The following is a 20,079-nucleotide window of genomic DNA, read 5'->3' as shown; positions in this document are numbered from 1 at the left end:
TGAAAAAAAGTTAAGTTAAAAATGCAGGTGTGAAGAGATACTATCACCTCTGCACGCCTGCTTCTACGGATTGATTCTATGGCAGTTTTACGTACTCGATTTTACGTACTCAATGAACGTTTATTTTCGTAGTTGCATGATACGCCATATTCGCATGCCCGTAGCTCTTCGCATGCCTGGTTGATTATGCGTGTCACGCAGTTGGTGTTTGTATGTTTACATTTCATGTTCTCATCCGGTCTGTTTTTAGCCTTCAGTCTCCTTTATGACCCTGACCTGGGCACAGTTACAATTTTAGTTTCACATTTTAATTAATATGGGTGTGATAAAAGTGTGTATGCCGGCAGCTTTAAGTTTGTCGGGCAGCGTCTCTTTGTTGAACTGGGGGTTATGCCTTGAGCGCGGGACGGTGCGTATATCTACAATAATTGTAACTTCATGCACCTTCAGCATACGGATGAAAAATTCAAGTGCTCGCGTGGAATGCCCGATTGTCATCACCGGGGACGCTGTTTGAGATAGGCTTCCGGTCATGGCAGCTCACCTTTATGAGCAAGGTCGTTCAGCAGCAGGTGAAAATAGATAAATCCTCCATAGGGGCTCCAGCGGGCAAGGGTGCTTTTAACACTTTTATAATCCAGCTTTTCTTCCACGCCAAGCCAGCTTTGCAGCTTGTTCCTGGCGCCTGAATCATCCCCAGGAAAGACGTGCAGCCGCCCCATACCTCGCAGCAGAACATACTCGGCGGTCCAGCGCCCCACGCCGCGCAATTCACACAGGCGGCTCAGGGCATCTTCATCAGTCAGGGTTATCATCTCTTCAATATCAACATGTTCATCAATAACCTTGTGAGACAGTTCCAGCAGCGCGCGTGCTTTCTGGCGGCTGAACCCCAAATTTCGAAATGCTTCCGGTTCCAGTCCCGCTATATCCTCAGGCTGCGGAAAAGCATATGCTATCGAGTCCCGCCCCTCAACAGTTTTGCCGCATGCCGTTACCAGCTTGTTGAGCAGGCGGATGCCCTGAGTGAGTGAAACCTGCTGGCAGGCGATCCCGTTTACTATGGCATCGAACAACGTGGGGAAGCGGGGCGGCTTGAGCCCGCGAAACTGCGAGGCAAGATACTCAAGCTGCGTGTCATTTTGTGCAAGCCGGTAAAACCCGCTCACGTCCACCCGGATGCCAAGCATACGCTCCAGGAGTGCAGCCAGGGCTGGGCCTGTTCCTGATGAAAGCTGCAAACCGGTGGCTGTGATAGAGAGTTCAGGCTCATCAGGCTTGCCTTGCAGTACAACAGCCGTTTCAACCGGTTTGCCGTCCAATACCAGCACCCGCCGATAGGTCGTACCATCCCACCTGTCCACGGTGTTATCCCGCCTGCGGCGCAATGCCCAGACTGTAAGGTCAAGGCGAAAGGGCGGCAGCGGCTTGAGATCGAAAGATAGACTGTCCATAGATAAACCCCACTAATAGTTTTAGACTTTCAGTCTATTAAAGCAATGCGTTAAAGTCCCATCAGCTTTTCAAGCGGGGTGATTTCCTCTTTTGTCAATGATATGCGGGCGATTATATTCTTGAACTCAGGTATCCCATTATCCCCGGCGTCGCTTGAAACGAGCAAGTTTGACCAGGGGCTGTTCACCATGAATGCAATGCCGCCGGGTTCATCTCTTCTGGTTGCGCGGACCTCAACCACGATGCTGCCGTTATTGTTGGTCAACCTGACCCTGTCCCCTGCCTTGAACCCCATTTTTTCCATATCGCTTTTACCCATCATTACGGCTGCTGAGAGCTTTTTATATTCCTCGCCAAACCTGTCCTGCTCAAGCGCCTCTACCTGGAAGATATCCCGGTAAGTGGTGATCCTGATATCATATTCCGGAGCTTTAAGGAACTTCCCTACATCTATTCCCATCAGGCTCCCTCCATTATCCTTGCCAGGATTTCAGTATCGGACAAATAATTATTTTCAACGACCTTTGATAACTCTATCACCCTGCCATCCATCCTCACAGCACTGCCGCCCGATTCTACGCCTGAGACCGCAGCCGGGATAGTTACGGTTGCGATTTTCGAGGTAAGAGTAACACAAGGGTCGATGCATATCACGGGTATGGCTGCAAGGTGGGGCAATACCGGGTGGGGAAGGCTTGATAACGGGTCAGAACCAACAACGAGCAGCGCATCGATAGCTTTCTGCCGCAGCGCTTCCACAATTGCGTATTTGTTATCGTGTACCGCTTTGCCATCGAACTTGACCCGGTTCACGAAACCGGTTTCTTTGAACAGGATCTCATTAAAACCGCGCATGTTGTAATGCCCTACCATCGGCAGTATGTGGAAATTCGGAAGCCGGTCAGCCAGGGCTACAAGGATATCAAGCTCATCTTTTATAGAGTAGGTAAGCCCTATGCCGGCGAAAATCACCCCGAACTCAGCCTTTTTCAATATGTTCGCAAGTTCCAGTATCCTTTTTGTATCGTAAGCGGGCACTTTCCCGGAGAGCGCATCCGACAGAGCAAGAATAAAATCCCTGTCGCCTTTCAGGGGTATCCTGTAAAAATGTCCTTTGCATATCTTTGCGGTATTGGATTCGCGCACATCTATTGCTATGGCGGTGCGGTCTTCTTCGTATCCGCGCTGGCGGGCTTCTCCGCGGGGAAAGTACGAGAACCTCGAAAGATGGCGCGGCTCCGAATCCTGCGCGTCCGAGCCCCAGTAAACCAGCACATCAGCCTGGTTCCTTATCTCCTCAAGCGAACATGTCCTGAACTTTTTCTGGAGGACTTTTTCAATAAGTATCCCCTGGCAAAAAGAGGAGGTATCGTCTATGGTGGCGTTTAATTTTTTAGCCGCCTGGATACCTTTTGCTTGAGCCTCGCATGTCGAGTTGCTCCACCCGAAGAGCATGGGCGATTTTGCGGTTTTCAGGATCTCTGATGCTCTTTTTATGGCTGCATCAATATCGGTTTGCTTTTTATTAACGGAAGATATAAGCCTGTTTTTACAGCCCCTGAACTTTGCAGAGCCCCGTCTGCATGCGTTTCTTGTCTCTTTTATCCTGTTGTTCTCTACGACGGCATCAATGTCTTCGCATAACAGCGCGCATCCTGTGCAGGTAACCATATGGTTCTCCTAAACGAACTCGATAGCCCCGGTCGGGCATGGGTCGATGCAGGCATAGCAGAGTACCCGATTCTTCCCGAAGCGGCGGCATTCCTTGATGTTTGAAGCCACGACTTTCCCGTCCACGACCCTGAATATCACTTTATCGCTGGTAGGCGCACATCCGATAGCCGCACCCTTCGGGTCGTTGGCAACGTCCACAGGGCATGCAACAACGCAGTTGCCGCAGCCTGTGCACAGATCGGGATGGACGATCATTCCCGTTTCCTCTGCTCCTGCGGTCGGCAAAAGAAGCGATTCCAGCTTCTCTTTCTGCTTTTTGAAGTTCACTTCAAGGATCGGCGTACATTCTGATATATTTTTTTTCTTGATAGCAACGCAACCGCAAAAGCCATGCATGTGGATTCACCGCATTTCTTGCAGTTGGTTCTCGGTAAGAGCTGGTAAAGCTCCATCACTGTAGGCATGATGTGGGGGATTGATTTTTTAATGGATAAATGTTATGATTAGGGGCAATAAAGTTTATGCCAGCTGCTTCAAAAACTTCACAGCCTGCTCTTCACCGTGTTTCATCAATCCATCTATGAACTGTGGGTTGCGATCCAGCTTTGATGCAACATCGAGGTCCTCTTTAAACAGCATTTCGATCCATCTTACTTTGATGTGCTTATATTTGTCACCAGGAAGATATCCAGCATCTACCCATTTATTAACGTTTTCCATGAAATCTATTTCCTGGTATAGCGAAAGGTTGCCTGAAAGTTCGTTGCGCCTGTCCTCTATTTCTCTTATTGATTTCGGCTCATAATGCCGTTTTTGCGGGTTTATATGTATTATCCATATCTCATCGGGTTTTTCGTGTATATTCGCATCCTCTATAAAACTCCTTATAGGAGGATTCTGTGAAAACAAGCCATCCCAGTACACCTTTCCATCCGTGCGAATTGCCCTTAAGAGTGTCGGTACCGCGGCTGAAGCAAGAATCGCATCAGCATTGATCTCAGGATTCCAAAAGATTTTGAATTCACCAGAAAGAACATCAGCAGCCCCAACAAGTAAATCAGGACTTGAATCATTTATAAGTGTTTTGAGTTTATCAAAATCAACCAGCTTATTCAGGATGCCCCTCATGCGCTCCTGTGCCACGGGAGGATAATTGTATGGGCTTATATCAAGCGTAGGTGTTATACCACGCAACCGGGATATCCATACAACCCATTCGTTCAATAGCATATCGTCAAATGACCAGGCTGAAATATCTCTCCAGAAAGAATCCAGAAGCTTGATTGCCTTATCCTTATCATTCGTTAACAAACCGTACCATGTAAGCAGGGCGCAGATCGCGCCGCCAGAAGTACCGCTCAGACCTGCGATTTCATACTTTCCATCCTGTTCTTTAAGAATTCCTTTCAATACGCCTGCAGTGAAAGCTGTATGGCTCCCGCCGCCCTGGCACGCTATAGCAACTTGCTTTTTTCCATTTGTTTCTTTAATCACCATAATTTACTGACCCCCTTTACAACACGTATGTTACTTTTATTTTTAAAGATTTTGTTCCCGGGTTTGGATAGAAGAACTTCTCATAGTTCATCGTATCTGAAGACTCGTTTATAACCAACCATGTGGATCAGATCGGTGTAAAAACCAAATGTTCACGACCCACTACTTTTATCATTAGTTAACGCAATCTTAATATCATAAATAATTAGGTGGGGTCATGGGTAGTAAAAAATTACCTTTAATGGCATGCATTCTTGTAATAGGTATGGCTGCTATACTGGTGTTGATAGGAACGGCAATGGGCCAGATATCATCAAATCCAATTGCCGGCGGGTGGTTATATAGACAAAAAACTTCTGATATCTCCAACTCAGATTCTAATCTGACAGATTATCCTGTTACTATGGATACTGCATACCTGATTTCAGCTAGAAAAATGCGTTCAGATTGCGCAGATATAAGGTTTGCTGATTCTAGTGGTTCTACACAATTCAACTATCGGTTAGAATCTGGCTGCAATACTAATTCTACTAAGTTATGGGTAAAAATTCCTTCTGTTCCTCCTGAAAACAAAATTTATGTTTATTATCATAATTTTGAAGCTGATTCAATGAGTGATGAGAAATATATTGTAAATGTAGAAAACATGGCGGCCGCCCAAGAGCTACAAGCAAACTCACAAATCGATGAAACAATAAGGAGGGTAGGAGATAGTATTTATTTTGAAGATGGGGGGTACACATTATTAATAAAAGAAATTGATTCAAATAGTGGCAATGTTTGGACAGAGTTACAATTAAATGACCGTACAATTGATGATAAAATATTGAACCAAAGCAATAGCGAAGATCAAAATCCCCAAGATTATAAACCCAGCAAATATATTGTCACTTGGGTAGATGTATCTAATGATACCACTGGGGATTATGCTATTTTACAAATAGTTCCTCCCTTAGCTGCTTATTTCGATTTAATTATTTCTACGGATCCACAAGGGGCAAATATATCAATCGATAAGGAATATAAAGGTAAAACCAAAAAAACCATTCCTATAGGAGATCTAGAAGAGCATTCACTCAGTCTGAATCTAAATGGATACTATGACGAGGAAATAACTTTTAAATTTCAACAAAATGAGGGGAAGAAAGAAATACAAAGAACCTTGAGAAATATTCAACCCACTACAACCGGAACAATTGTAATATCAGACGGAATATTAACCAATGCAACAACACCAACTGGAATATCAGTAGAGACAGCCAACACACCAGCACCAACATTAATAACTCCTATTACTTCTAAACCCACACAGGCCCCTGGTTTTTTTGCATTAACATTTATATTAGCAATTCTTTGGGGATATTTTATTTTTAAAAAAAATCGGCATAGATAATTTTAAAATTTTCATAACTAATTTTGATAAATATGCGGATTGAGAAACTTTTCAATAGATTATCCTTAAATTATCTAATTTCTTTTTTAATAATATCTGCAACTATTTTTATATTCGTTGCAGCTAAAGTTCGTCCACTTAATTTATATATATTTTATGTAACAATTTCATTAAGTATCCTTATTGGATACCAATTTGCAGAAATTAAATATTTTTACTCTAATATAAAATTAACATTCATCAAGCTAAATATAATTTTTAAAGAAGATTATTTTAGAACTTATTTTGATTATTTGGATAAAAAAATCCAGAAATCTAAAATATATTATTTCGCGATATTATTGGTAATTATTCCATTTGTATTATTAGAAATTATCAGATATTGGAGATGGAGGATTACTATCGAATCTCCCCCACCTTATTTTTCATTAATTTGGCCGTTTAGCAAGTGGACAATTATACTTGATATAATTAATCATATGTTTGGGTATTTGATGCTCTTCTTGTTAGCAATTATTGTTGGAATAATCATCAACTTAATTGTCATCATAAATGAACTTAATAGCAATCCTTTAATCAACATTGATATTTTTCATACCGACGAGATGGGCGGACTTAGACCACTGCGAAATTTTGTTATAATTGTTGTAAGCAACTATTTTATTACCATAACATTAGCTATAATTTCCTATATTTCTCCTATAGCTGTTATCTCGTATGAGACGGTTTTCCTAATTAGTATACTTTTTCTAGGAGTTATTTTTTTCATAATAACTCAAAAAACAATTAGAAACTTGATAAATAAGGGTATAGAATTTGAACTAGGCAAAATCAATGGAGAATATAAGAAAACATATAATAAATTAATTAATATTATTGCTAATAATAAATTTAATAAAGACGAGCTTGAAAAGCTATCATTTATCTTAGATACGCTTGAAAAAGAGAAAATTAGAATAAAGCAAATAAGTCCTAAAAGATACGATCTCTCGGCGATAGCAACTTTCATCAGTTCATTTTTAATTCCAACAGTTACTTTAATTGAAACAATAAGAGGATTCATTACCTAACCATTCTCAATTTCCTTTATTCTTTCTATTGCAGCATTCGTGGAGAAGTTATTCCAGTTCGGGCTTGAAATTAAAAAATTTCTATACTAAAATGATCGGGGCGATTATATTATAAAACGAGACAGAAACTCAGGTTTTAATATCTGTTAAACCATTATTCGGCTTATGAAATCCATCGTCTTGCTTTCATCAGGTCTTGATTCCACGGTTGCTTTCAAGGAAGCGTACGATAAATGCGATGAAGTGATGTGCGTTACCTTTGATTACGGGCAGCGTGCCAGGAAAAAAGAGATAGAGTTCGCAAAAGCCATCTGCAAAAAGTTCGGGGTAAAGCATACAATAATCGACCTTCCCTGGTACAGGACATTCCGCGGTGCACTCACCGGAAGAGAGGAGCTTCCTGAAATTTCAGGTAGAGACCTCGATAACAGGGAGATTACACAGAAAACGGCAGAGGCGGTCTGGGTACCCGCACGCAATGTGGTCTTTCTTGCTATTGCAGCAGCGCTTGCTGAGAATTACAGGTACGACCTGATAGTTACCGGATTCGATGCCGAAGAGGCGGCAACGTTCCCGGATAATACGTCCGGGTTCGTTGAAAGTTTTAACGGGATGCTAAAATCCGGCACTCTGACTCACCCTGAAATTTATGTCCCTCTTATTTCCATGAGCAAAACAGAGATAGTAAAACGGGGTCTTAAGATAGGAGCGCCTCTTGAGTGGTCATGGTCATGCTATAAAGGAGAGGAGAGACCGTGTGGTGCATGCGAGTCGTGTCTGCGGCGCAAGAGGGCTTTTGCTGCTGCCGGCACAGAGGACCCGCTTCTTGAGAGGCTCTGATAGCCTTTATACAAGAAAACATTATATTCCCCCAGTATATATTAGTAGTCGGGTGAATACTATGGCAGTTGGTTTTGTGTTAATAAACGTCGCACCTGGCTCTGAGAAAAAGGTTTTTGATACCATGATTAAGTGGGATGAGATACAGGAGCTGCATCCACTGTTCGGGGACTATGATCTTATCGCGAAAGTCCAGGCGCCTGATTATGAGGCTTTAAGCGACATCGTTGTCAATAAAATAAGGACTATAAAAGGGGTAACCGAGACAAAAACGCTGACGGGGGCGAAATTCTAAACATCCTGCGAGAAGCTGCTGCTACACTTTTTGGGTTAATTCCGCTTCAGTTCGGAACCAATTTGGGTATAATTTTGGGAAAATACTATTATATACTAAAAGAAAACAGGCAGTCGTAGAGGATAAATAACGCTTATACTTCCTATCCTATCCATATAATCTTATTTTCCTCTACCTTTTCTACTTATTAATCCGGCAGGAAATGGTTATAACAACAATCTTTACATATCTTCGCTAAAATAATATGACCAATGACAAAACCTGCCGTTCTTGAAGAAAAAGTTAAAAGATATGAGAACCTGCTGAGTAAAGCACTGTCGGCTTTTGAGGTCGCTCCGCAGGAAAATTCCCACCTGAGAAAAGTCGCAGATGATTATTCCAACATGGCGAACTCTTATTATGAAGACGGTAAGTATTTCCTTGAACAGGGGGACAAGGTGAATGCGCTTGCGTGCTTCAGCTACGGGCATGCCTGGCTGGATGCGGGCGTGAAGCTCGGCGTGTTCAAAGTGAGTGATGAGAATCTGTTTACGATTTAAAAGAGGAACAAATGACAAATTACATAGTTACGCTTGAGGCTGCATGGCTTGTGAAGGATGTGGACAGCGTCGATGACGCGATGAACATCGCAATATCCGAGATAGGAAAACTGCTCAATCCCGACCTGAACTTTGTGGAGATAGAGGTGGGTGCTACAAGCTGCCCGGCATGCGGTGAGGCTTTTGACAGCGTGTTCATGGCTGCAGGCACAGCGCTTGTCGGCGTACTGCTTGAGATGAAAGTGTATGACGCAGAGAGTGAGGAGCACGCCGCAAGGATAGCAAAATCCACTATCGGCAAGGCATTGAAAAGTACTCCCCTGGATGTTGTGGAAGTTGAGGAATTCGAAGGCGGGAAAGAGAAAAAGAAGCAGGAAAAGCCGAAGGAAAAACATAAATGAAGCTTGCGGCTCTCATCTCAGGTGGTAAGGATTCGTCTTTCGCGATATACAGGGCTTTACAGGAGGGGCATATCGTGACAGATCTTGTCACAATAAAACCGCAGAGTGAGGATTCCTATATGTTCCATTCGGCGAATATCCATCTTACTGAGCTCATCTCCCGGGCGTGCGGGATTCCTCTCACCTCAAAAACTTCATCGGGAGAGAAAGAAAAGGAACTTGACGATCTGAGGAATGCGCTGCGTTCCGTAAAGGTGGATGGCGTCGCGGTTGGGGCCATCGAATCGCAATACCAGGCTTCACGGGTGATACGAATCTGCGATGAGCTTGGACTTAAGATGTATGCGCCGCTGTGGCATAAGGAGCCTGAACCTCTTCTTCGCGAAATGATCAAATGTATGGATATCAGGATGGTTAAGGTGGCGGCTGGAGGCATGGATGAACTGTGGCTCGGCAGGCGCTTTGACGAGAAATTGATCGAAGACCTGAAAGCTCTTAACAGGAAGTACAGGATACATATTATGGGAGAGGGCGGCGAGTATGAAACGCTTGTGCTCGATGCGCCGTATTATAAGAAGAGGATTAACCTGATCAAGACGGAGAATGTGTGGATGCGGGATCACGGGGTTTTGAAAGTGATAAAGGCGGAGTTAGGGGAGAAGCAAAAATATTCTGGTATTTCTACAGCTTCTTCCACCAGTCTTTGATTTACAGCCATAGATTCACGTTTTAGGGCTACCGATTGTTACAGGAGATTGGCTGTTGCGCCATAAGAACAAATCTGTGCCTGTCATCAGAAAAACCTGGATGCGAGGGTTGACTTGACCTCACATAAGCCCGCAAACCCGCAGCGCTCGCACGGCGCATCCTGCGGTCTTTCAGGCATGAGACCGTCCTGGATTTTCTTGATCCTGTCCCTTAGCTGGAGGACTTTGCGCCGCTCATGCCTCTTTATCGTTACTTCCCTGACCGTACCCCAGCGCGCGTATTCAACAAAACCCCGCTCCACAATTGAGTTGTACTTATCTTCGACCAGTATCGCATAAGCGGTCAACTGGAGCCTGTCGCCCTGCCATACGCCGTTCTCAGGCATGGCACCGGTTTTTATTATAGAGGGAACAGGAGTCTCATCGATATTTATAAGCTTATCCGGGCTGCCGCTCAGTCCGAATTTTTCCGAGTGCAGCAGAGGCTCGATATCGACCTGGCTATTGGCATAATAATCGGCATTTGAAGAAAGGTTGGAACATATGTTTTCAAGAGAGGTACGAACAGCGGACACGGCATCCAGAAGAGCATCATCTTCAACGCCTTCCAGTTCTGCCCTGTAAATAATACGGACCTCCTTTGAAATACGGTCAAGCTCGTTATTCAGGATAGATAATATATCTTCTCTACCAGAAGCAAGTCCATACATCAGAGCCAGTTCTTTTAATATAATACGCTCCGGATAGCCGGGTGAAGCATCTGTTAAAAGCTTGTGCCCTTTATTTGTATAGTAGCACATCCTGGGGCATTTGAGATAAGTAGTAATTTCCGAGACACGTATCATAGCCGCCACAATACAGCAAACATTTAAAAATATTGCTTTTTTGTTCAAGAATAGAAATTGATATATTCCCAGACAATCCTCTTAACATAAAGATAGTTTCAATATAGTGTGGAGATTATTAGGCTAACGGAGATGTTATAATGCAAGCGCCAGCCCAGATGGGATATGACAGGGCGATAACGGTATTCAGCCCTGATGGACGGTTGTTCCAGGTAGAGTACGCACGAGAAGCAGTAAAGAGAGGGACGACCGCGGTAGGGATCAGAGCGATCGACGGGGTTGCCCTGCTCGTGGACAAGCGGGTCACAACTAAACTCCTTGAACCTGAGTCCATAGAGAAGATATTCCAGATAGATGACCATATCGGTGCAGCTACTTCAGGTCTTGTGGCAGACGCAAGGGTCCTCATAGACCATGCAAGGGTAGAGGCGCAGATCAACAGGATCACCTACGATGAACCTATCGGCATCGAGGAATTAGCCAAGAAAATATGCGACTTCAAATATGCATATACCCAGTCAGGCGGCGTAAGACCGTTCGGTACATCACTTCTTATAGCAGGGGTTGATGACAGCCGCGCCCGGCTGTTCGAGACAGACCCCAGCGGCGCTCTTCTGGAGTACAAAGCCACAGCCATAGGCTCGGGAAGGGATGATACCATGGAGATCTTTGAAAAGAAGTACGCCGATAATATCAAACTTGAGGATGCGGTACTTCTCGGTCTTGAAGCGCTTCACGGCATCTCGGAGGGACTGTTCAATGCAGCCACCATTGAGATAGGTGTAATTGAGTTTTCGACCAGGAAATTCAGGGTTCTTGCTCCGTCCGAAGTGGAAACATATGTAGATAAGGTCACAAAAATGCAGGCATCGGAGGGCAAGGGGAAGGAGAAAAAGAAAGGAAAGTGAACCATTCTCTCCCCAAAACCTATATGAGTAATAAAGTTGTATGCGAAGCCAATGGAGATAGACCATGGGAAATATCAGACCTAATTATATCAAATCAATGGCAAACCAGTTACTTGAAGAGCACGGCGATACTTTTACAACCGACTTCACTGCTAACAAAGAGAACGTCACTAAATACACCAATATCGAGAGCAAGGTTATCAGGAACCGTGTAGCCGGTTATATTGTACGTGCGCTGAGAGTAAAAGCCATACGAAAGAAGTAGATCTCTATGATCGAAGGTGTTCTGCCTGCCCTTATTACCCCTTTCACAGAGGATAATAAGATAGATAAAGAAGGTCTAGCGCAGAATATCGAGTTTTTAATAGAGAATGGGGTTTCCGGCATCGTTCCCTGCGGGACGACTGGTGAGGCTGCGACCCTTTCTATAGAGGAGCATGAGAAGGTTATTGAGTATGCTGTCGAATGCTCCAATGTTCCTGTCATAGCAGGCACTGGCTCCAATAACACGACAGAAGCGCTTGAGCTTACGAATTTCGCGGCGGATGCTGGTGCAGATGGCGTTCTTCTGATAACGCCCTACTATAACAAACCCAATGACCGCGGAATGGTCGCCCATTTCAAGACTGTTGCGAACGCCGTCGATGTACCTATCATTTTATACAACGTCCCCTCACGCACCGGGATAAACATGAAGCCCGAGGTCGTTGCAGAGCTTGCAAAAGTTAGCAACATCGTGGGGATAAAAGAAGCAAGCGGCAGCCTTGATCAGATCACACGGATACTTGAACTTACAAAAGATGAGGATTTTGTTGTTCTTTCAGGGGATGACGGTCTCACACTACCCATTCTTTCGCTGGGAGGCGCGGGTGTAATTTCAGTCGTGGCTAATGTAGCCCCTAAGCTTATGGTCTCCATGGTAGAGGCATTCCGGAAGGGAGATATGGACAGGGCAAGGGAACTGCACCTTTCACTTGCTCCCCTGATACGCGCTGTCTTTTTAGAGACAAATCCCATACCTGTAAAGAAGGCGGTCGAGATTATCGGGCTTCCTGCAGGGAACCTGCGGCTTCCTCTTGCGCCCATGAGCGAGGAGAACGAAAAGAAGCTGAAAGCCGCCCTGAATGACCTGCATCTCATAAAAATGTGAGCGACCTATGATAAAAGTAGCAGTCACCGGCGCATGCGGCAGGATGGGCATGCTTATTATCGAGAATATACTGAGATCAGGGGATATGAAGCTCGTTACTGCCATAGATGTCACCAATACAGGCAAGGATATAGGCGAGGTGATGAGGCAGGGCAAACTGGATGTCCCGGTCGGGGATGCAAAGGATATAGATAATATCCTGAAGATGTCAAAACCCGACGTGCTTATTGATTTCACTATAGCCGGGGCTGCTGTGAAAAACGTAACAGCAAGCGCCAGGAATAAGGTCAACCTGGTTGTCGGGACTACGGGTTTCACTCAGGAGCAGCGCAAGCTGATGGAGGACGCCATAAAGAGCAGTGGCGTAGCTGCGGTCATCGCACCTAATTTCTCCATAGGCGTGAACGTGTTCTGGGGCTTGCTGGCTGAGGCTGCAAAGCGTCTTTCGGATTTTGACATAGAGATAATAGAAGCGCATCATAACCAGAAGAAGGATGCGCCCAGCGGGACTGCTTTGAAAGCTGCCGAGGTTATCTCAAAGACGCTGGGAGGGAAGGAGATGGTGTACGGCAGGCATGGCATTTCCCCGCGGCAAAAGGAGATAGGCATCCACGCGGTCCGGGGAGGCGACATTGTGGGAGACCACACGGTCCTTTTCGCGGGCGACGGGGAAAGGATCGAGATAAAGCACCAGGCGCACAGCAGGCAGGCGTTCGCGAAGGGCGCAGTAACAGCCGCGGAATGGGTATGCTCTGCCCGGCCGGGTGTATATGAAATGGCGGATGTGCTGGGGATCAAATAATCATAGTAACGGCATTTTTTTTAGACAGGATAAAATATTTTCTCCTTCCGAAAAGGTTAAAAGGTATGTGATATTATGAGGAGAAGTCATTCACTCGTTATGCAGTGATTCGGAGTACGTCAAGATACAGTTCCAGGTTGTTTTGAAAATTCAACTATAAACCGGACAATTGAGGCTATCTTAATCAGTGTATAAATATAAAAATGTGAAGATGTGTAAAGGTGTCCCGGATGATCCGGGATATGAATCGTGCATTAGAAATGCATAACCCCAACGTTTGTTGGAAAAGGAGGACATATAGATTGTTAAATGAATTAACGAACAGAAAGACCGACTTAAAGAACAAGTCGGAAGAATACAAGAACAAGAGGAACGAGCTCAACTTGGAAGCAAGTAAATGTGCAACTAAAAGAAACGATTTAAACAAACGCACAAAAGATCTGATCGATGAGGCACAGCAGCTCAAAAAACAGCGCGATGAGAATAACCAGCAGGTAAGCGAGGCAAAGCTCAAACGCGATGAGTTGAACGAGCAGGCTAATAAGGTGTACGCCGAAATCGATAAAATCCGGAAGGACTTAAATCTCGGCGATGGTCCGTCCCTGAAAGAGTTAAAAAGGGAAATAGACAGGCTGGAATTCAAACAGCAGACAGAGGTATTGACACCTACCTCGGAGCGGGAGCTTGTTGACAGCATAGCCAAAATGACCGATGAACTCAAGCGCCGGAAACAGCAGCTTGAGGGCTCAAGCGAACTGAAATCGCTACTTGAGAAAGCCCAATCTCTTCGTGATGAAGCGGCAGTCCACCATAACAAGGTAAAAGAATATGCTGAGGCTGCACAGCAGTATCATGATAAGATGATAGTGATCTTCAAGGATGCTGATAAGGTAAGGGCTGAGTCGGATGAGGCGCATAAGGAATTTGTCAAAGCCCAGGAAGCTGCGGATGAGCAGCACAGGTTATTCATACAATCCCAGAAGGAAATCCGGGAACTTAATAAAGTAATAATCGGGTTAAAGAGAAAGACAAAAGAGAGTAAGGAAGAATCTATCAGAGAAAAGACCAAGAAGGAAGCTGAAGAGGTTTATAACCAGTTCAAGCTTGGCGAAAAGTTGAATACTGAAGATCTGATGTTACTCCAGAGATCGGGACTTCTGTAAACCGATATTCTTTTATTTACCGGACTTTACCGTTTTTCTACTTTCCACAGGAAAGAATATCTTTACGGTAGATCATCTAAATCCAATGGAAAGGCCTGTAAATTCGTTTAAATGCTACATGGTAAGCTGGGATGAGGCATACCAGCTGGCAAAGAGCCTTGCGAATAAAATAAAACGCTCAGGTTTCAAGCCTGATATGGTCATAGGCGTCGCAAGAGGAGGATTTGTACCTGCACGCATAGTATGCGATATTCTTCTTCAAAAAGACCTTACATCTATCAGAGTAGAGCACTGGGGGATTGCATCAAAGCTCGGGAACGCGAAAATAAAGTATCCCCTTCCGGAAGAGGCGGACATCGCGGGGAAAAGGATACTGATAGTGGATGATGTCGCAGATAGCGGGGGTACTTACGCTGCCATCCTGGATTACATGAAGGGGAAAGCTCCGGCTGAGATTAGAACGGCGTCCCTGCATTACAAGACCTGCTCCTCTTTTATCCCTGATTACTGGGGTGAAAAGCAGGACTCATGGCAGTGGATAATCTATCCATGGGCTGTATATGAGGATGTAGCGGGGTTTATCGGGAAATTACTGGTGCAGCCAATGACTCAAAATGATATCAGGAAAGCGCTCCATCATACTTTTGATATAAAAATACAGGGAAAAGAACTGCTTGAGATACTGGATGAGATGCACCTGGACGGGGAGCTGAAGAAGACAGGTAATAACAGAAAGGTTTTCTGGGAATACGCCGGAATCAAATATGGGCGCTAAAATGAAAACCAGGACGCGTATCTTTGTTTCAGGAAAGGTGCAGGGCGTATTTTTCCGGTCAAGCACTGAGGAAAAAGCACAGGAAACCGGTGTTACAGGCTGGGTGAGGAACCTTGCTGACGGGCGTGTCGAGGCTGTTTTTGAAGGCGAGCAGGAAAAAGTTGAAGAACTGGTACGCTGGTGCAGAAAAGGACCCCAGTATGCAGTCGTGGACAGCGTGGAGGTCATACCTGAAAATTATAAAGGGGAGTTCCCGGGTTTTATAATCAGGTATTAACGGCGCTGGTGGCATTTTTGGCTATATGATCGTCGATGATGCTGCCGGCGGTTCCAAGGATAACCAGCATTTTAATATAAAGTAAAGTGATATCCCTGGGATCCATAAAAGGGACACCCATCAGTGCCTGGACGTTCGCCTGGATAGCCGCAGTCCCGGCGATGATGAGGGATGCCAGAATCCCGTTTATCAGCCAGTAGCTCTGTTTATTGACTATAGAGGCGATCATCAGAGGAATAACTATGAACCAGAGCTTAACAGCGATAAGCCCGGCAAGCCCGTGGTTTTCATATACATACCTTATAATAAAATTGTACTCGGCTCCGATGCCTTTTGCGTCCATCATTATTGCGCCTGTTACTGCATCTCCTATATCGAAAGTTACTAACACCAGGAAAAAGAGTATATGCTGAATATTGATCCTGCGGAGGGCGTATCTAAAAAGAAGCCTTAATATCTCGAATATTTCAGGTTCAGCCTGTTTTTGGGTGTACGTCATTTGATTTCACCATTTTTTGCGAAAGATTTGATACTTAACAATCCCAAGGATAGGATGTTTTATCATCATTATTATGATAAGTATCGCAAAATTGGAGTTGAAAAAATATAAATTCATCCATCTATATAATGTTTATATACATTATGGAAAATCTATTTAAATCGATCAAGCACCTGACGCCGTGTGCCTCTATTAGATATTTATATCTACCCCGCCCCTCAATCTTGAAGTATGGAAAATTGCGAGAACTGCGGCAAGATGCATGAAGCCCCGAAACCCCGTAATGTGCAGGTAAGGGTAATAGTCAGTAAAGGAGAAGAGTCGGTACACAGGAAAGCCCTGCTTTCAGATGTAATAAGGACGGGAGACGAGCTTTTGATAGATGATGAGGCAACAGGTGAAGCGAACATTGTGCGGATCACATCTATCGAGGTCGGGGATAAAAGGAGAAACAGCGCCCGGGCGGAAGATATAAAGACAATATGGGCGCGGGCCATCGACGAGGTAATAGTGAAAATAGCTGTGAGCCACAGGGAAACGACAGAATCCATAGAGATGCGGGTACCCGGGGAAAGGGAATTCATCATCGGGGAAAAAGTCAAACCGGATAACCGCGAGCTTGAGATCAAAAAGATAAAGATACGGGACGGCGGTTTTAAAAGCAGGAGAGGTACGGCGGTTGCTGCAAAAGATATCAGGCGGATATATGCCGATCCCGGTATCGTGGAACCAAAGAGATTTTCAAAAGGCGAGCGGGTCGTTATCAGGAAAAGGGAGTCGGTATGGAGTTTGAGGCACAAAGGGACGGGCTGATAGAGGAACTGAGGCTTCTGGGTATAAGCGAGTGTGTGCTGGATGCGATGCGCCGCGTTCCAAGGCATCTCTTTGTCCCGGAGAGCGAGTGGAAATATGCTTACGCCGATTATCCATTACCGATCGGATGGGGGCAGACCATCTCAGCCCCTCACATGGTCGCGATAATGTGCGACCTGCTTGATATCCGGGACGGCATGAAGACGCTGGAAATCGGGGCGGGCTCAGGTTATCACGCTGCTGTGATGGCTATGCTTGCAGGAAGCGGTCATGTCTATGCTGTTGAGGTTATAGAAGGCCTTGCGGAATTTGCCCGCCGGAACCTCAAAAAAGCAGGCATCACAAACGTAACCGTAGTTTCAGGAGACGGTTCCCTGGGGCTCCCTGAATATGCTCCTTATGACCGCATCAATGTTGCATGCGCGGCGCCTGATATTCTTGATACCCTGACCGACCAGCTCAAGAGCGGCGGCAAGCTGGTCATTCCCGTAGGCAGGTATTTCCAGGAACTCTATCTTGTGACCAAGGTCGACGGGCTAAAAAAGGAAGCAAAAGGGGGGGTCGTATTTGTGCCCCTTGTAGGTAAAAAAGGTTTCCCGGCTTAGATAGAGTGAAGCTCGCCGGATTGGATCTTCTGTACCAGGTTATTCCATTCGTTCTTTTTTAACCGCACAGTGTTCGCGCCCTCTCCGATCAATACTTCATCGCCGACTGTCTCAACTGCAGGGCAGCAACTCTTATTACAGATATATACTTTCATCGAATCACCGCCCAATGTTAGGCAGGTAATGGATTTAAAGTTTTGTATGGGCAAAAAAATTGACTGAAAAACTAAGGAGTATTCAGCTTAAAATAGCTGCAGGCATTATATGCCTGGGTAGTTTTGTTATCAGCGCTGGTATCATTGCAGCCAAGCATAAAGCCGAGGATGGCACCGACCTGCATTGGAGGCTCAATTACAGGAAGTTTGTCTTGGCCGGGTTCGTTTATCCCGTTATTGCCTGAAGTGACGGGCTCCGTGTCAAGCGGCTCAGAGGGTGCAGGAGTCTCAGGCGGCGGAGGCGGTGTTATATTTTGAGTTGCCTCTGCGACCCGGTTATCTTCATCCGGAGATTTGATCCTTATTTCTACACCTTTACTCTCTATACTGATCTTACCGCCAGTATTGCCGAGCTTATAGTACTGGGCAGTTGCAGGCTGGAGCTTGACGGGCTCTGTTGAATCTATTTTAATAGTATAGCTGAACATCACGTCTTTCCCTGCTTCCAGGAATTCCTCAAAGGATGTGGTACCGCCGACTAAAGTAGTACCGTTAGGCAGCTGGTCTTTTATAAAGATCCTTGTGGGAGTGCTTCCGTTGTTTTTCGCGCTCACCGTCACAGTCACCGTATCACCCGGGTTGAGCGCAGAAACATCAGTATGCTTTTCGAGCGTAACCAGCGGTCCATGAACGATTATTTTCGGCTGGTTTGACCGGATGCCGAACAGTTCCTTCTTTACTTTGAACTCTGCTGTTGCCACCGGGAACACCACGCCCCTGGCGTTTGGCTCTTCAGGCGTTACCAGATAGCGATAATTCCATTCTCCACCGGCGGAGATATCGGCTACCCAGTTCAGTGAAGTGTTGCTTACCAGTTTAAAGCCCCTGGGAACAGAATCCTCAATGGTCACGTTCTTAATATCGATCTTCCCGTTATTTTTTAAGGTGATCGAGACCATCGCAGAATCTTTTAAGTATATCTTCTCAAGTGTGGTCTTCCGAAGAGACATGCTCCATTCAGGATTGACAACTACAGAGAGCTGCTTTGATGAATTAGCCGGGTAAGGCAGGTCCTTAACATCGAATGCGCTAGCGTTTGCAAGTATGCTGTACATCTGATCTCCCGTGGGAATCGGTGATATAAAAATGATATCTTCCGTTACTGATTCACCTTTTTTTATCCTCTCGTAGTGATACTTTAAACCGCCGTTTTTCGTTGGGAACGGTGCATCGATGTTCAGATCAACGTTAACGGCGTCAGCCGAACCTGAGTTCTTTACAGTCACTGACGCAATAATCTCAGTATCGTCTGCTGATGAGTATTCATCCTTATCGGTTTCTACCGATACAACAAGTTTTGGCTTACCTCTCGGGTTCAGTTCTACTGTCGCCCATGGATTGTAACTTTCCAGGAGCCAGTCTGTCGAGTTCTTAGATGGCAGTTTTCTTACTATGACTCTTAACTCACCATCAGGTGTGATATAAGAATTCTCAAGTCCGAGAGCAGTATTATTAGCAAAACTGCCGTTCTTTGAGACGTTTAATCCCACGAACGGGTCGATCGGTTCGCTGGGGATTTCACTGTATCTGTCTGACTCCACGGGGTCAGGATAACTGATAGCTTTTACAGTATATCCGTTATATGCGATTATATCATTGCGGTGGAGCGTTTTTGATATGCCCGAAGCCCACTGGAGATCGGTTTCCTCATAGGCAGAAACAAGACCAATAAACCCCGATATTATAAGCAACACGACGACCGCTTTTATAAGACCGTAATATTTATTCCCTATACTAACATTGCGGCGAATGTTTTTGTTTTGTGTGTGGAAATCTCTTATATATGACATTGATGGTATTGTAATATTTTGTATTGTAATATTTTAATAGTTCATCATCCAGATAATCAATTTATGGCTCATGGTATAATAATGTTTGTATTTATATGAAACACTTCAAATACATACAAATACTGTGAAACTGCGATACATTCAAATGCTATGAAAACGTAGAGGAAAAATATGGCAAAGAAGAATGAAGGCAGCGGTCTGATGTCCTCGGCAGGTTTGATGAGATACTACGATGCAGAGGAGACCGCCATATCGATAGACCCGAAAACAGTAATCTCAGTATCAGTGGTTGCAGGAATACTTGTACTTATATTGAATGCATATTACGGCATCTGGCCGGTGAAATAGTTCGGCGGAATAGTTAAT

Annotated in this window: 28 protein-coding genes; 17 read left to right on the top strand and 11 right to left on the bottom strand. The window is 44.9% G+C overall.

Annotated elements, in window-relative coordinates:
• Positions 1 to 300: 300 nt before the first annotated feature.
• The 7 genes from MNV_RS11415 to MNV_RS11390 form a co-directional block, all read right to left on the bottom strand.
• The gene (locus tag MNV_RS11415; protein ID WP_096206083.1) at positions 301 to 534 is read right to left on the bottom strand and encodes a DUF488 domain-containing protein; all 234 of its coding nucleotides are present in this window, start codon (positions 532 to 534) and stop codon (positions 301 to 303) included.
• Positions 531 to 1,454, bottom strand: a complete 924-nt coding sequence (locus MNV_RS11410) for a DNA-3-methyladenine glycosylase family protein (protein WP_096206082.1) — start codon at positions 1,452 to 1,454, stop codon at positions 531 to 533. The genes MNV_RS11415 and MNV_RS11410 overlap by 4 nt, the downstream gene beginning before the upstream one ends.
• A 50-nt stretch (positions 1,455 to 1,504) precedes the next feature.
• Positions 1,505 to 1,915: a molybdopterin dinucleotide binding domain-containing protein gene (locus MNV_RS11405; protein ID WP_257000036.1), complete on the bottom strand. Its 411-nt coding sequence runs from the start codon at positions 1,913 to 1,915 to the stop codon at positions 1,505 to 1,507.
• Positions 1,915 to 3,126, bottom strand: a complete 1,212-nt coding sequence (locus tag MNV_RS11400) for a formylmethanofuran dehydrogenase subunit B (RefSeq protein ID WP_096206081.1) — start codon at positions 3,124 to 3,126, stop codon at positions 1,915 to 1,917. The genes MNV_RS11405 and MNV_RS11400 overlap by 1 nt, the downstream gene beginning before the upstream one ends.
• 9 nt (positions 3,127 to 3,135) lie before the next feature.
• The gene (locus MNV_RS20790; RefSeq protein WP_257000039.1) at positions 3,136 to 3,384 is read right to left on the bottom strand and encodes a 4Fe-4S binding protein; all 249 of its coding nucleotides are present in this window, start codon (positions 3,382 to 3,384) and stop codon (positions 3,136 to 3,138) included.
• A 68-nt stretch (positions 3,385 to 3,452) separates the two neighbouring features.
• Complete coding sequence (locus MNV_RS20785; RefSeq protein WP_257000038.1) at positions 3,453 to 3,581, bottom strand: (Fe-S)-binding protein; 129 nt, start codon at positions 3,579 to 3,581, stop codon at positions 3,453 to 3,455.
• A gap of 67 nt (positions 3,582 to 3,648) precedes the next feature.
• Entirely contained in the window at positions 3,649 to 4,626 is a 978-nt protein-coding gene (locus tag MNV_RS11390; RefSeq protein WP_179293952.1) for a patatin-like phospholipase family protein, read from the bottom strand.
• A gap of 217 nt (positions 4,627 to 4,843) precedes the next feature.
• Here MNV_RS11390 and MNV_RS11385 point away from each other — a divergent pair, with 217 nt between their 5' ends.
• The 7 genes from MNV_RS11385 (at position 4,844) to MNV_RS11355 (ending at position 9,871) form a co-directional block, all read left to right on the top strand.
• Complete coding sequence (locus tag MNV_RS11385) at positions 4,844 to 6,019, top strand: DUF2341 domain-containing protein (RefSeq protein WP_096206080.1); 1,176 nt, start codon at positions 4,844 to 4,846, stop codon at positions 6,017 to 6,019.
• A 32-nt stretch (positions 6,020 to 6,051) separates the two neighbouring features.
• On the top strand, positions 6,052 to 7,089 hold the full coding sequence (locus MNV_RS11380; protein ID WP_096206079.1) for a hypothetical protein: 1,038 nt from the start codon (positions 6,052 to 6,054) through the stop codon (positions 7,087 to 7,089).
• A gap of 165 nt (positions 7,090 to 7,254) precedes the next feature.
• Positions 7,255 to 7,929 carry a 7-cyano-7-deazaguanine synthase QueC gene (queC, locus tag MNV_RS11375; RefSeq protein WP_096206078.1) on the top strand — a complete coding sequence of 225 codons (675 nt, stop codon included), beginning with the start codon at positions 7,255 to 7,257 and terminating at the stop codon, positions 7,927 to 7,929.
• Positions 7,930 to 7,990: 61 nt separating this feature from the next.
• Positions 7,991 to 8,224 carry an Lrp/AsnC ligand binding domain-containing protein gene (locus MNV_RS11370; RefSeq protein ID WP_096206077.1) on the top strand — a complete coding sequence of 78 codons (234 nt, stop codon included), beginning with the start codon at positions 7,991 to 7,993 and terminating at the stop codon, positions 8,222 to 8,224.
• Positions 8,225 to 8,475: 251 nt separating this feature from the next.
• The gene (locus tag MNV_RS11365; protein ID WP_096206076.1) at positions 8,476 to 8,763 is read left to right on the top strand and encodes a DUF357 domain-containing protein; all 288 of its coding nucleotides are present in this window, start codon (positions 8,476 to 8,478) and stop codon (positions 8,761 to 8,763) included.
• A gap of 11 nt (positions 8,764 to 8,774) precedes the next feature.
• Positions 8,775 to 9,164, top strand: a complete 390-nt coding sequence (locus MNV_RS11360; RefSeq protein WP_096206075.1) for a DUF555 domain-containing protein — start codon at positions 8,775 to 8,777, stop codon at positions 9,162 to 9,164.
• The gene (locus MNV_RS11355; RefSeq protein WP_096206074.1) at positions 9,161 to 9,871 is read left to right on the top strand and encodes a diphthine--ammonia ligase; all 711 of its coding nucleotides are present in this window, start codon (positions 9,161 to 9,163) and stop codon (positions 9,869 to 9,871) included. The genes MNV_RS11360 and MNV_RS11355 overlap by 4 nt, the downstream gene beginning before the upstream one ends.
• Before the next feature lie 86 nt (positions 9,872 to 9,957).
• Here MNV_RS11355 and MNV_RS11350 read toward each other — a convergent pair whose 3' ends face one another.
• Positions 9,958 to 10,716 (bottom strand): CRISPR-associated protein Cas4, encoded by a 759-nt coding sequence (locus MNV_RS11350; protein WP_143311751.1) that lies wholly within the window; start codon positions 10,714 to 10,716, stop codon positions 9,958 to 9,960.
• Between the two features lie 140 nt (positions 10,717 to 10,856).
• On the opposite strand from MNV_RS11350, the gene psmA reads away from it, so the two are divergent.
• The 7 genes from psmA to MNV_RS11315 all read left to right on the top strand — a co-directional run bounded on the left by psmA (position 10,857) and on the right by MNV_RS11315 (position 15,791).
• A complete protein-coding gene (gene psmA, locus MNV_RS11345; protein WP_096206072.1) occupies positions 10,857 to 11,624 on the top strand; it encodes an archaeal proteasome endopeptidase complex subunit alpha in 768 nt (255 codons plus the stop codon).
• A gap of 64 nt (positions 11,625 to 11,688) precedes the next feature.
• Entirely contained in the window at positions 11,689 to 11,889 is a 201-nt protein-coding gene (locus MNV_RS11340; protein WP_096206071.1) for a 30S ribosomal protein S17e, read from the top strand.
• Between the two features lie 6 nt (positions 11,890 to 11,895).
• The gene (dapA, locus tag MNV_RS11335; protein ID WP_096206070.1) at positions 11,896 to 12,774 is read left to right on the top strand and encodes a 4-hydroxy-tetrahydrodipicolinate synthase; all 879 of its coding nucleotides are present in this window, start codon (positions 11,896 to 11,898) and stop codon (positions 12,772 to 12,774) included.
• Between the two features lie 7 nt (positions 12,775 to 12,781).
• Positions 12,782 to 13,576: a 4-hydroxy-tetrahydrodipicolinate reductase gene (gene dapB, locus MNV_RS11330; RefSeq protein WP_096206069.1), complete on the top strand. Its 795-nt coding sequence runs from the start codon at positions 12,782 to 12,784 to the stop codon at positions 13,574 to 13,576.
• Positions 13,577 to 13,878: 302 nt separating this feature from the next.
• Positions 13,879 to 14,739, top strand: a complete 861-nt coding sequence (locus tag MNV_RS11325; protein WP_096206068.1) for a coiled-coil protein — start codon at positions 13,879 to 13,881, stop codon at positions 14,737 to 14,739.
• An 85-nt stretch (positions 14,740 to 14,824) separates the two neighbouring features.
• On the top strand, positions 14,825 to 15,514 hold the full coding sequence (locus MNV_RS11320; RefSeq protein ID WP_096206067.1) for a phosphoribosyltransferase: 690 nt from the start codon (positions 14,825 to 14,827) through the stop codon (positions 15,512 to 15,514).
• On the top strand, positions 15,504 to 15,791 hold the full coding sequence (locus MNV_RS11315) for an acylphosphatase (protein ID WP_257000035.1): 288 nt from the start codon (positions 15,504 to 15,506) through the stop codon (positions 15,789 to 15,791). The genes MNV_RS11320 and MNV_RS11315 overlap by 11 nt, the downstream gene beginning before the upstream one ends.
• Here MNV_RS11315 and MNV_RS11310 read toward each other — a convergent pair.
• Entirely contained in the window at positions 15,781 to 16,290 is a 510-nt protein-coding gene (locus MNV_RS11310; RefSeq protein ID WP_096206066.1) for a hypothetical protein, read from the bottom strand. The two genes, MNV_RS11315 and MNV_RS11310, sit on opposite strands and share 11 nt — an antisense overlap.
• A gap of 231 nt (positions 16,291 to 16,521) precedes the next feature.
• On the opposite strand from MNV_RS11310, the gene MNV_RS11305 reads away from it, so the two are divergent.
• Both MNV_RS11305 and MNV_RS11300 read left to right on the top strand, forming a co-directional pair.
• Positions 16,522 to 17,103 (top strand): HVO_0476 family zinc finger protein, encoded by a 582-nt coding sequence (locus MNV_RS11305; RefSeq protein WP_096206065.1) that lies wholly within the window; start codon positions 16,522 to 16,524, stop codon positions 17,101 to 17,103.
• A complete protein-coding gene (locus MNV_RS11300; protein ID WP_096206064.1) occupies positions 17,073 to 17,708 on the top strand; it encodes a protein-L-isoaspartate(D-aspartate) O-methyltransferase in 636 nt (211 codons plus the stop codon). The genes MNV_RS11305 and MNV_RS11300 overlap by 31 nt, the downstream gene beginning before the upstream one ends.
• Here the strand turns inward: MNV_RS11300 and MNV_RS19685 are convergent.
• Together MNV_RS19685 and MNV_RS11295 are read right to left on the bottom strand one after the other, a co-directional pair.
• On the bottom strand, positions 17,705 to 17,863 hold the full coding sequence (locus MNV_RS19685) for a hypothetical protein (protein WP_179293951.1): 159 nt from the start codon (positions 17,861 to 17,863) through the stop codon (positions 17,705 to 17,707). The two genes, MNV_RS11300 and MNV_RS19685, sit on opposite strands and share 4 nt — an antisense overlap.
• Before the next feature lie 71 nt (positions 17,864 to 17,934).
• Positions 17,935 to 19,713, bottom strand: coding sequence for a COG1361 family protein (locus tag MNV_RS11295; RefSeq protein ID WP_096206063.1), 1,779 nt, complete (start codon positions 19,711 to 19,713; stop codon positions 17,935 to 17,937).
• Positions 19,714 to 19,884: 171 nt separating this feature from the next.
• Between MNV_RS11295 and MNV_RS11290 the strand changes: the two genes are divergently transcribed.
• A complete protein-coding gene (locus MNV_RS11290; protein WP_096206062.1) occupies positions 19,885 to 20,061 on the top strand; it encodes a preprotein translocase subunit Sec61beta in 177 nt (58 codons plus the stop codon).
• Positions 20,062 to 20,079: the final 18 nt, after the last annotated feature.

This window comes from Candidatus Methanoperedens nitratireducens (assembly GCF_900196725.1).
GTDB classification, from domain to species: domain Archaea; phylum Halobacteriota; class Methanosarcinia; order Methanosarcinales; family Methanoperedenaceae; genus Methanoperedens; species Methanoperedens nitroreducens_A.
The sequence above is the reverse complement of the archived record's forward strand: the minus strand, read 5'-3'. Positions and strand labels throughout refer to the sequence as shown.

What these genes read in the sequence shown, in the direction of transcription:
- MNV_RS11390 (WP_179293952.1), bottom strand. Translation starts at nt 4,626, where the DNA reads ATGGTGATTAAAGAAACAAATGGAAAAAAGCAAGTTGCTATAGCGTGC.
- MNV_RS11320 (WP_096206067.1), top strand. Translation starts at nt 14,825, where the DNA reads ATGGAAAGGCCTGTAAATTCGTTTAAATGCTACATGGTAAGCTGGGAT.
- MNV_RS11400 (WP_096206081.1), bottom strand. Translation starts at nt 3,126, where the DNA reads ATGGTTACCTGCACAGGATGCGCGCTGTTATGCGAAGACATTGATGCC.
- MNV_RS20790 (WP_257000039.1), bottom strand. Translation starts at nt 3,384, where the DNA reads ATGATCGTCCATCCCGATCTGTGCACAGGCTGCGGCAACTGCGTTGTT.
- MNV_RS11295 (WP_096206063.1), bottom strand. Translation starts at nt 19,713, where the DNA reads ATGTCATATATAAGAGATTTCCACACACAAAACAAAAACATTCGCCGC.
- MNV_RS11360 (WP_096206075.1), top strand. Translation starts at nt 8,775, where the DNA reads ATGACAAATTACATAGTTACGCTTGAGGCTGCATGGCTTGTGAAGGAT.
- MNV_RS11415 (WP_096206083.1), bottom strand. Translation starts at nt 534, where the DNA reads ATGACCGGAAGCCTATCTCAAACAGCGTCCCCGGTGATGACAATCGGG.
- MNV_RS11305 (WP_096206065.1), top strand. Translation starts at nt 16,522, where the DNA reads ATGGAAAATTGCGAGAACTGCGGCAAGATGCATGAAGCCCCGAAACCC.
- MNV_RS11380 (WP_096206079.1), top strand. Translation starts at nt 6,052, where the DNA reads ATGCGGATTGAGAAACTTTTCAATAGATTATCCTTAAATTATCTAATT.
- MNV_RS11370 (WP_096206077.1), top strand. Translation starts at nt 7,991, where the DNA reads ATGGCAGTTGGTTTTGTGTTAATAAACGTCGCACCTGGCTCTGAGAAA.
- MNV_RS11385 (WP_096206080.1), top strand. Translation starts at nt 4,844, where the DNA reads ATGGGTAGTAAAAAATTACCTTTAATGGCATGCATTCTTGTAATAGGT.
- MNV_RS11405 (WP_257000036.1), bottom strand. Translation starts at nt 1,915, where the DNA reads ATGGGAATAGATGTAGGGAAGTTCCTTAAAGCTCCGGAATATGATATC.
- MNV_RS11315 (WP_257000035.1), top strand. Translation starts at nt 15,504, where the DNA reads ATGGGCGCTAAAATGAAAACCAGGACGCGTATCTTTGTTTCAGGAAAG.
- dapA (WP_096206070.1), top strand. Translation starts at nt 11,896, where the DNA reads ATGATCGAAGGTGTTCTGCCTGCCCTTATTACCCCTTTCACAGAGGAT.
- MNV_RS11365 (WP_096206076.1), top strand. Translation starts at nt 8,476, where the DNA reads ATGACAAAACCTGCCGTTCTTGAAGAAAAAGTTAAAAGATATGAGAAC.
- MNV_RS11410 (WP_096206082.1), bottom strand. Translation starts at nt 1,454, where the DNA reads ATGGACAGTCTATCTTTCGATCTCAAGCCGCTGCCGCCCTTTCGCCTT.
- queC (WP_096206078.1), top strand. Translation starts at nt 7,255, where the DNA reads ATGAAATCCATCGTCTTGCTTTCATCAGGTCTTGATTCCACGGTTGCT.
- MNV_RS11355 (WP_096206074.1), top strand. Translation starts at nt 9,161, where the DNA reads ATGAAGCTTGCGGCTCTCATCTCAGGTGGTAAGGATTCGTCTTTCGCG.
- dapB (WP_096206069.1), top strand. Translation starts at nt 12,782, where the DNA reads ATGATAAAAGTAGCAGTCACCGGCGCATGCGGCAGGATGGGCATGCTT.
- psmA (WP_096206072.1), top strand. Translation starts at nt 10,857, where the DNA reads ATGCAAGCGCCAGCCCAGATGGGATATGACAGGGCGATAACGGTATTC.
- MNV_RS11290 (WP_096206062.1), top strand. Translation starts at nt 19,885, where the DNA reads ATGGCAAAGAAGAATGAAGGCAGCGGTCTGATGTCCTCGGCAGGTTTG.
- MNV_RS20785 (WP_257000038.1), bottom strand. Translation starts at nt 3,581, where the DNA reads ATGGAGCTTTACCAGCTCTTACCGAGAACCAACTGCAAGAAATGCGGT.
- MNV_RS11350 (WP_143311751.1), bottom strand. Translation starts at nt 10,716, where the DNA reads ATGATACGTGTCTCGGAAATTACTACTTATCTCAAATGCCCCAGGATG.
- MNV_RS11340 (WP_096206071.1), top strand. Translation starts at nt 11,689, where the DNA reads ATGGGAAATATCAGACCTAATTATATCAAATCAATGGCAAACCAGTTA.
- MNV_RS11300 (WP_096206064.1), top strand. Translation starts at nt 17,073, where the DNA reads ATGGAGTTTGAGGCACAAAGGGACGGGCTGATAGAGGAACTGAGGCTT.
- MNV_RS11310 (WP_096206066.1), bottom strand. Translation starts at nt 16,290, where the DNA reads ATGACGTACACCCAAAAACAGGCTGAACCTGAAATATTCGAGATATTA.
- MNV_RS19685 (WP_179293951.1), bottom strand. Translation starts at nt 17,863, where the DNA reads ATGAAAGTATATATCTGTAATAAGAGTTGCTGCCCTGCAGTTGAGACA.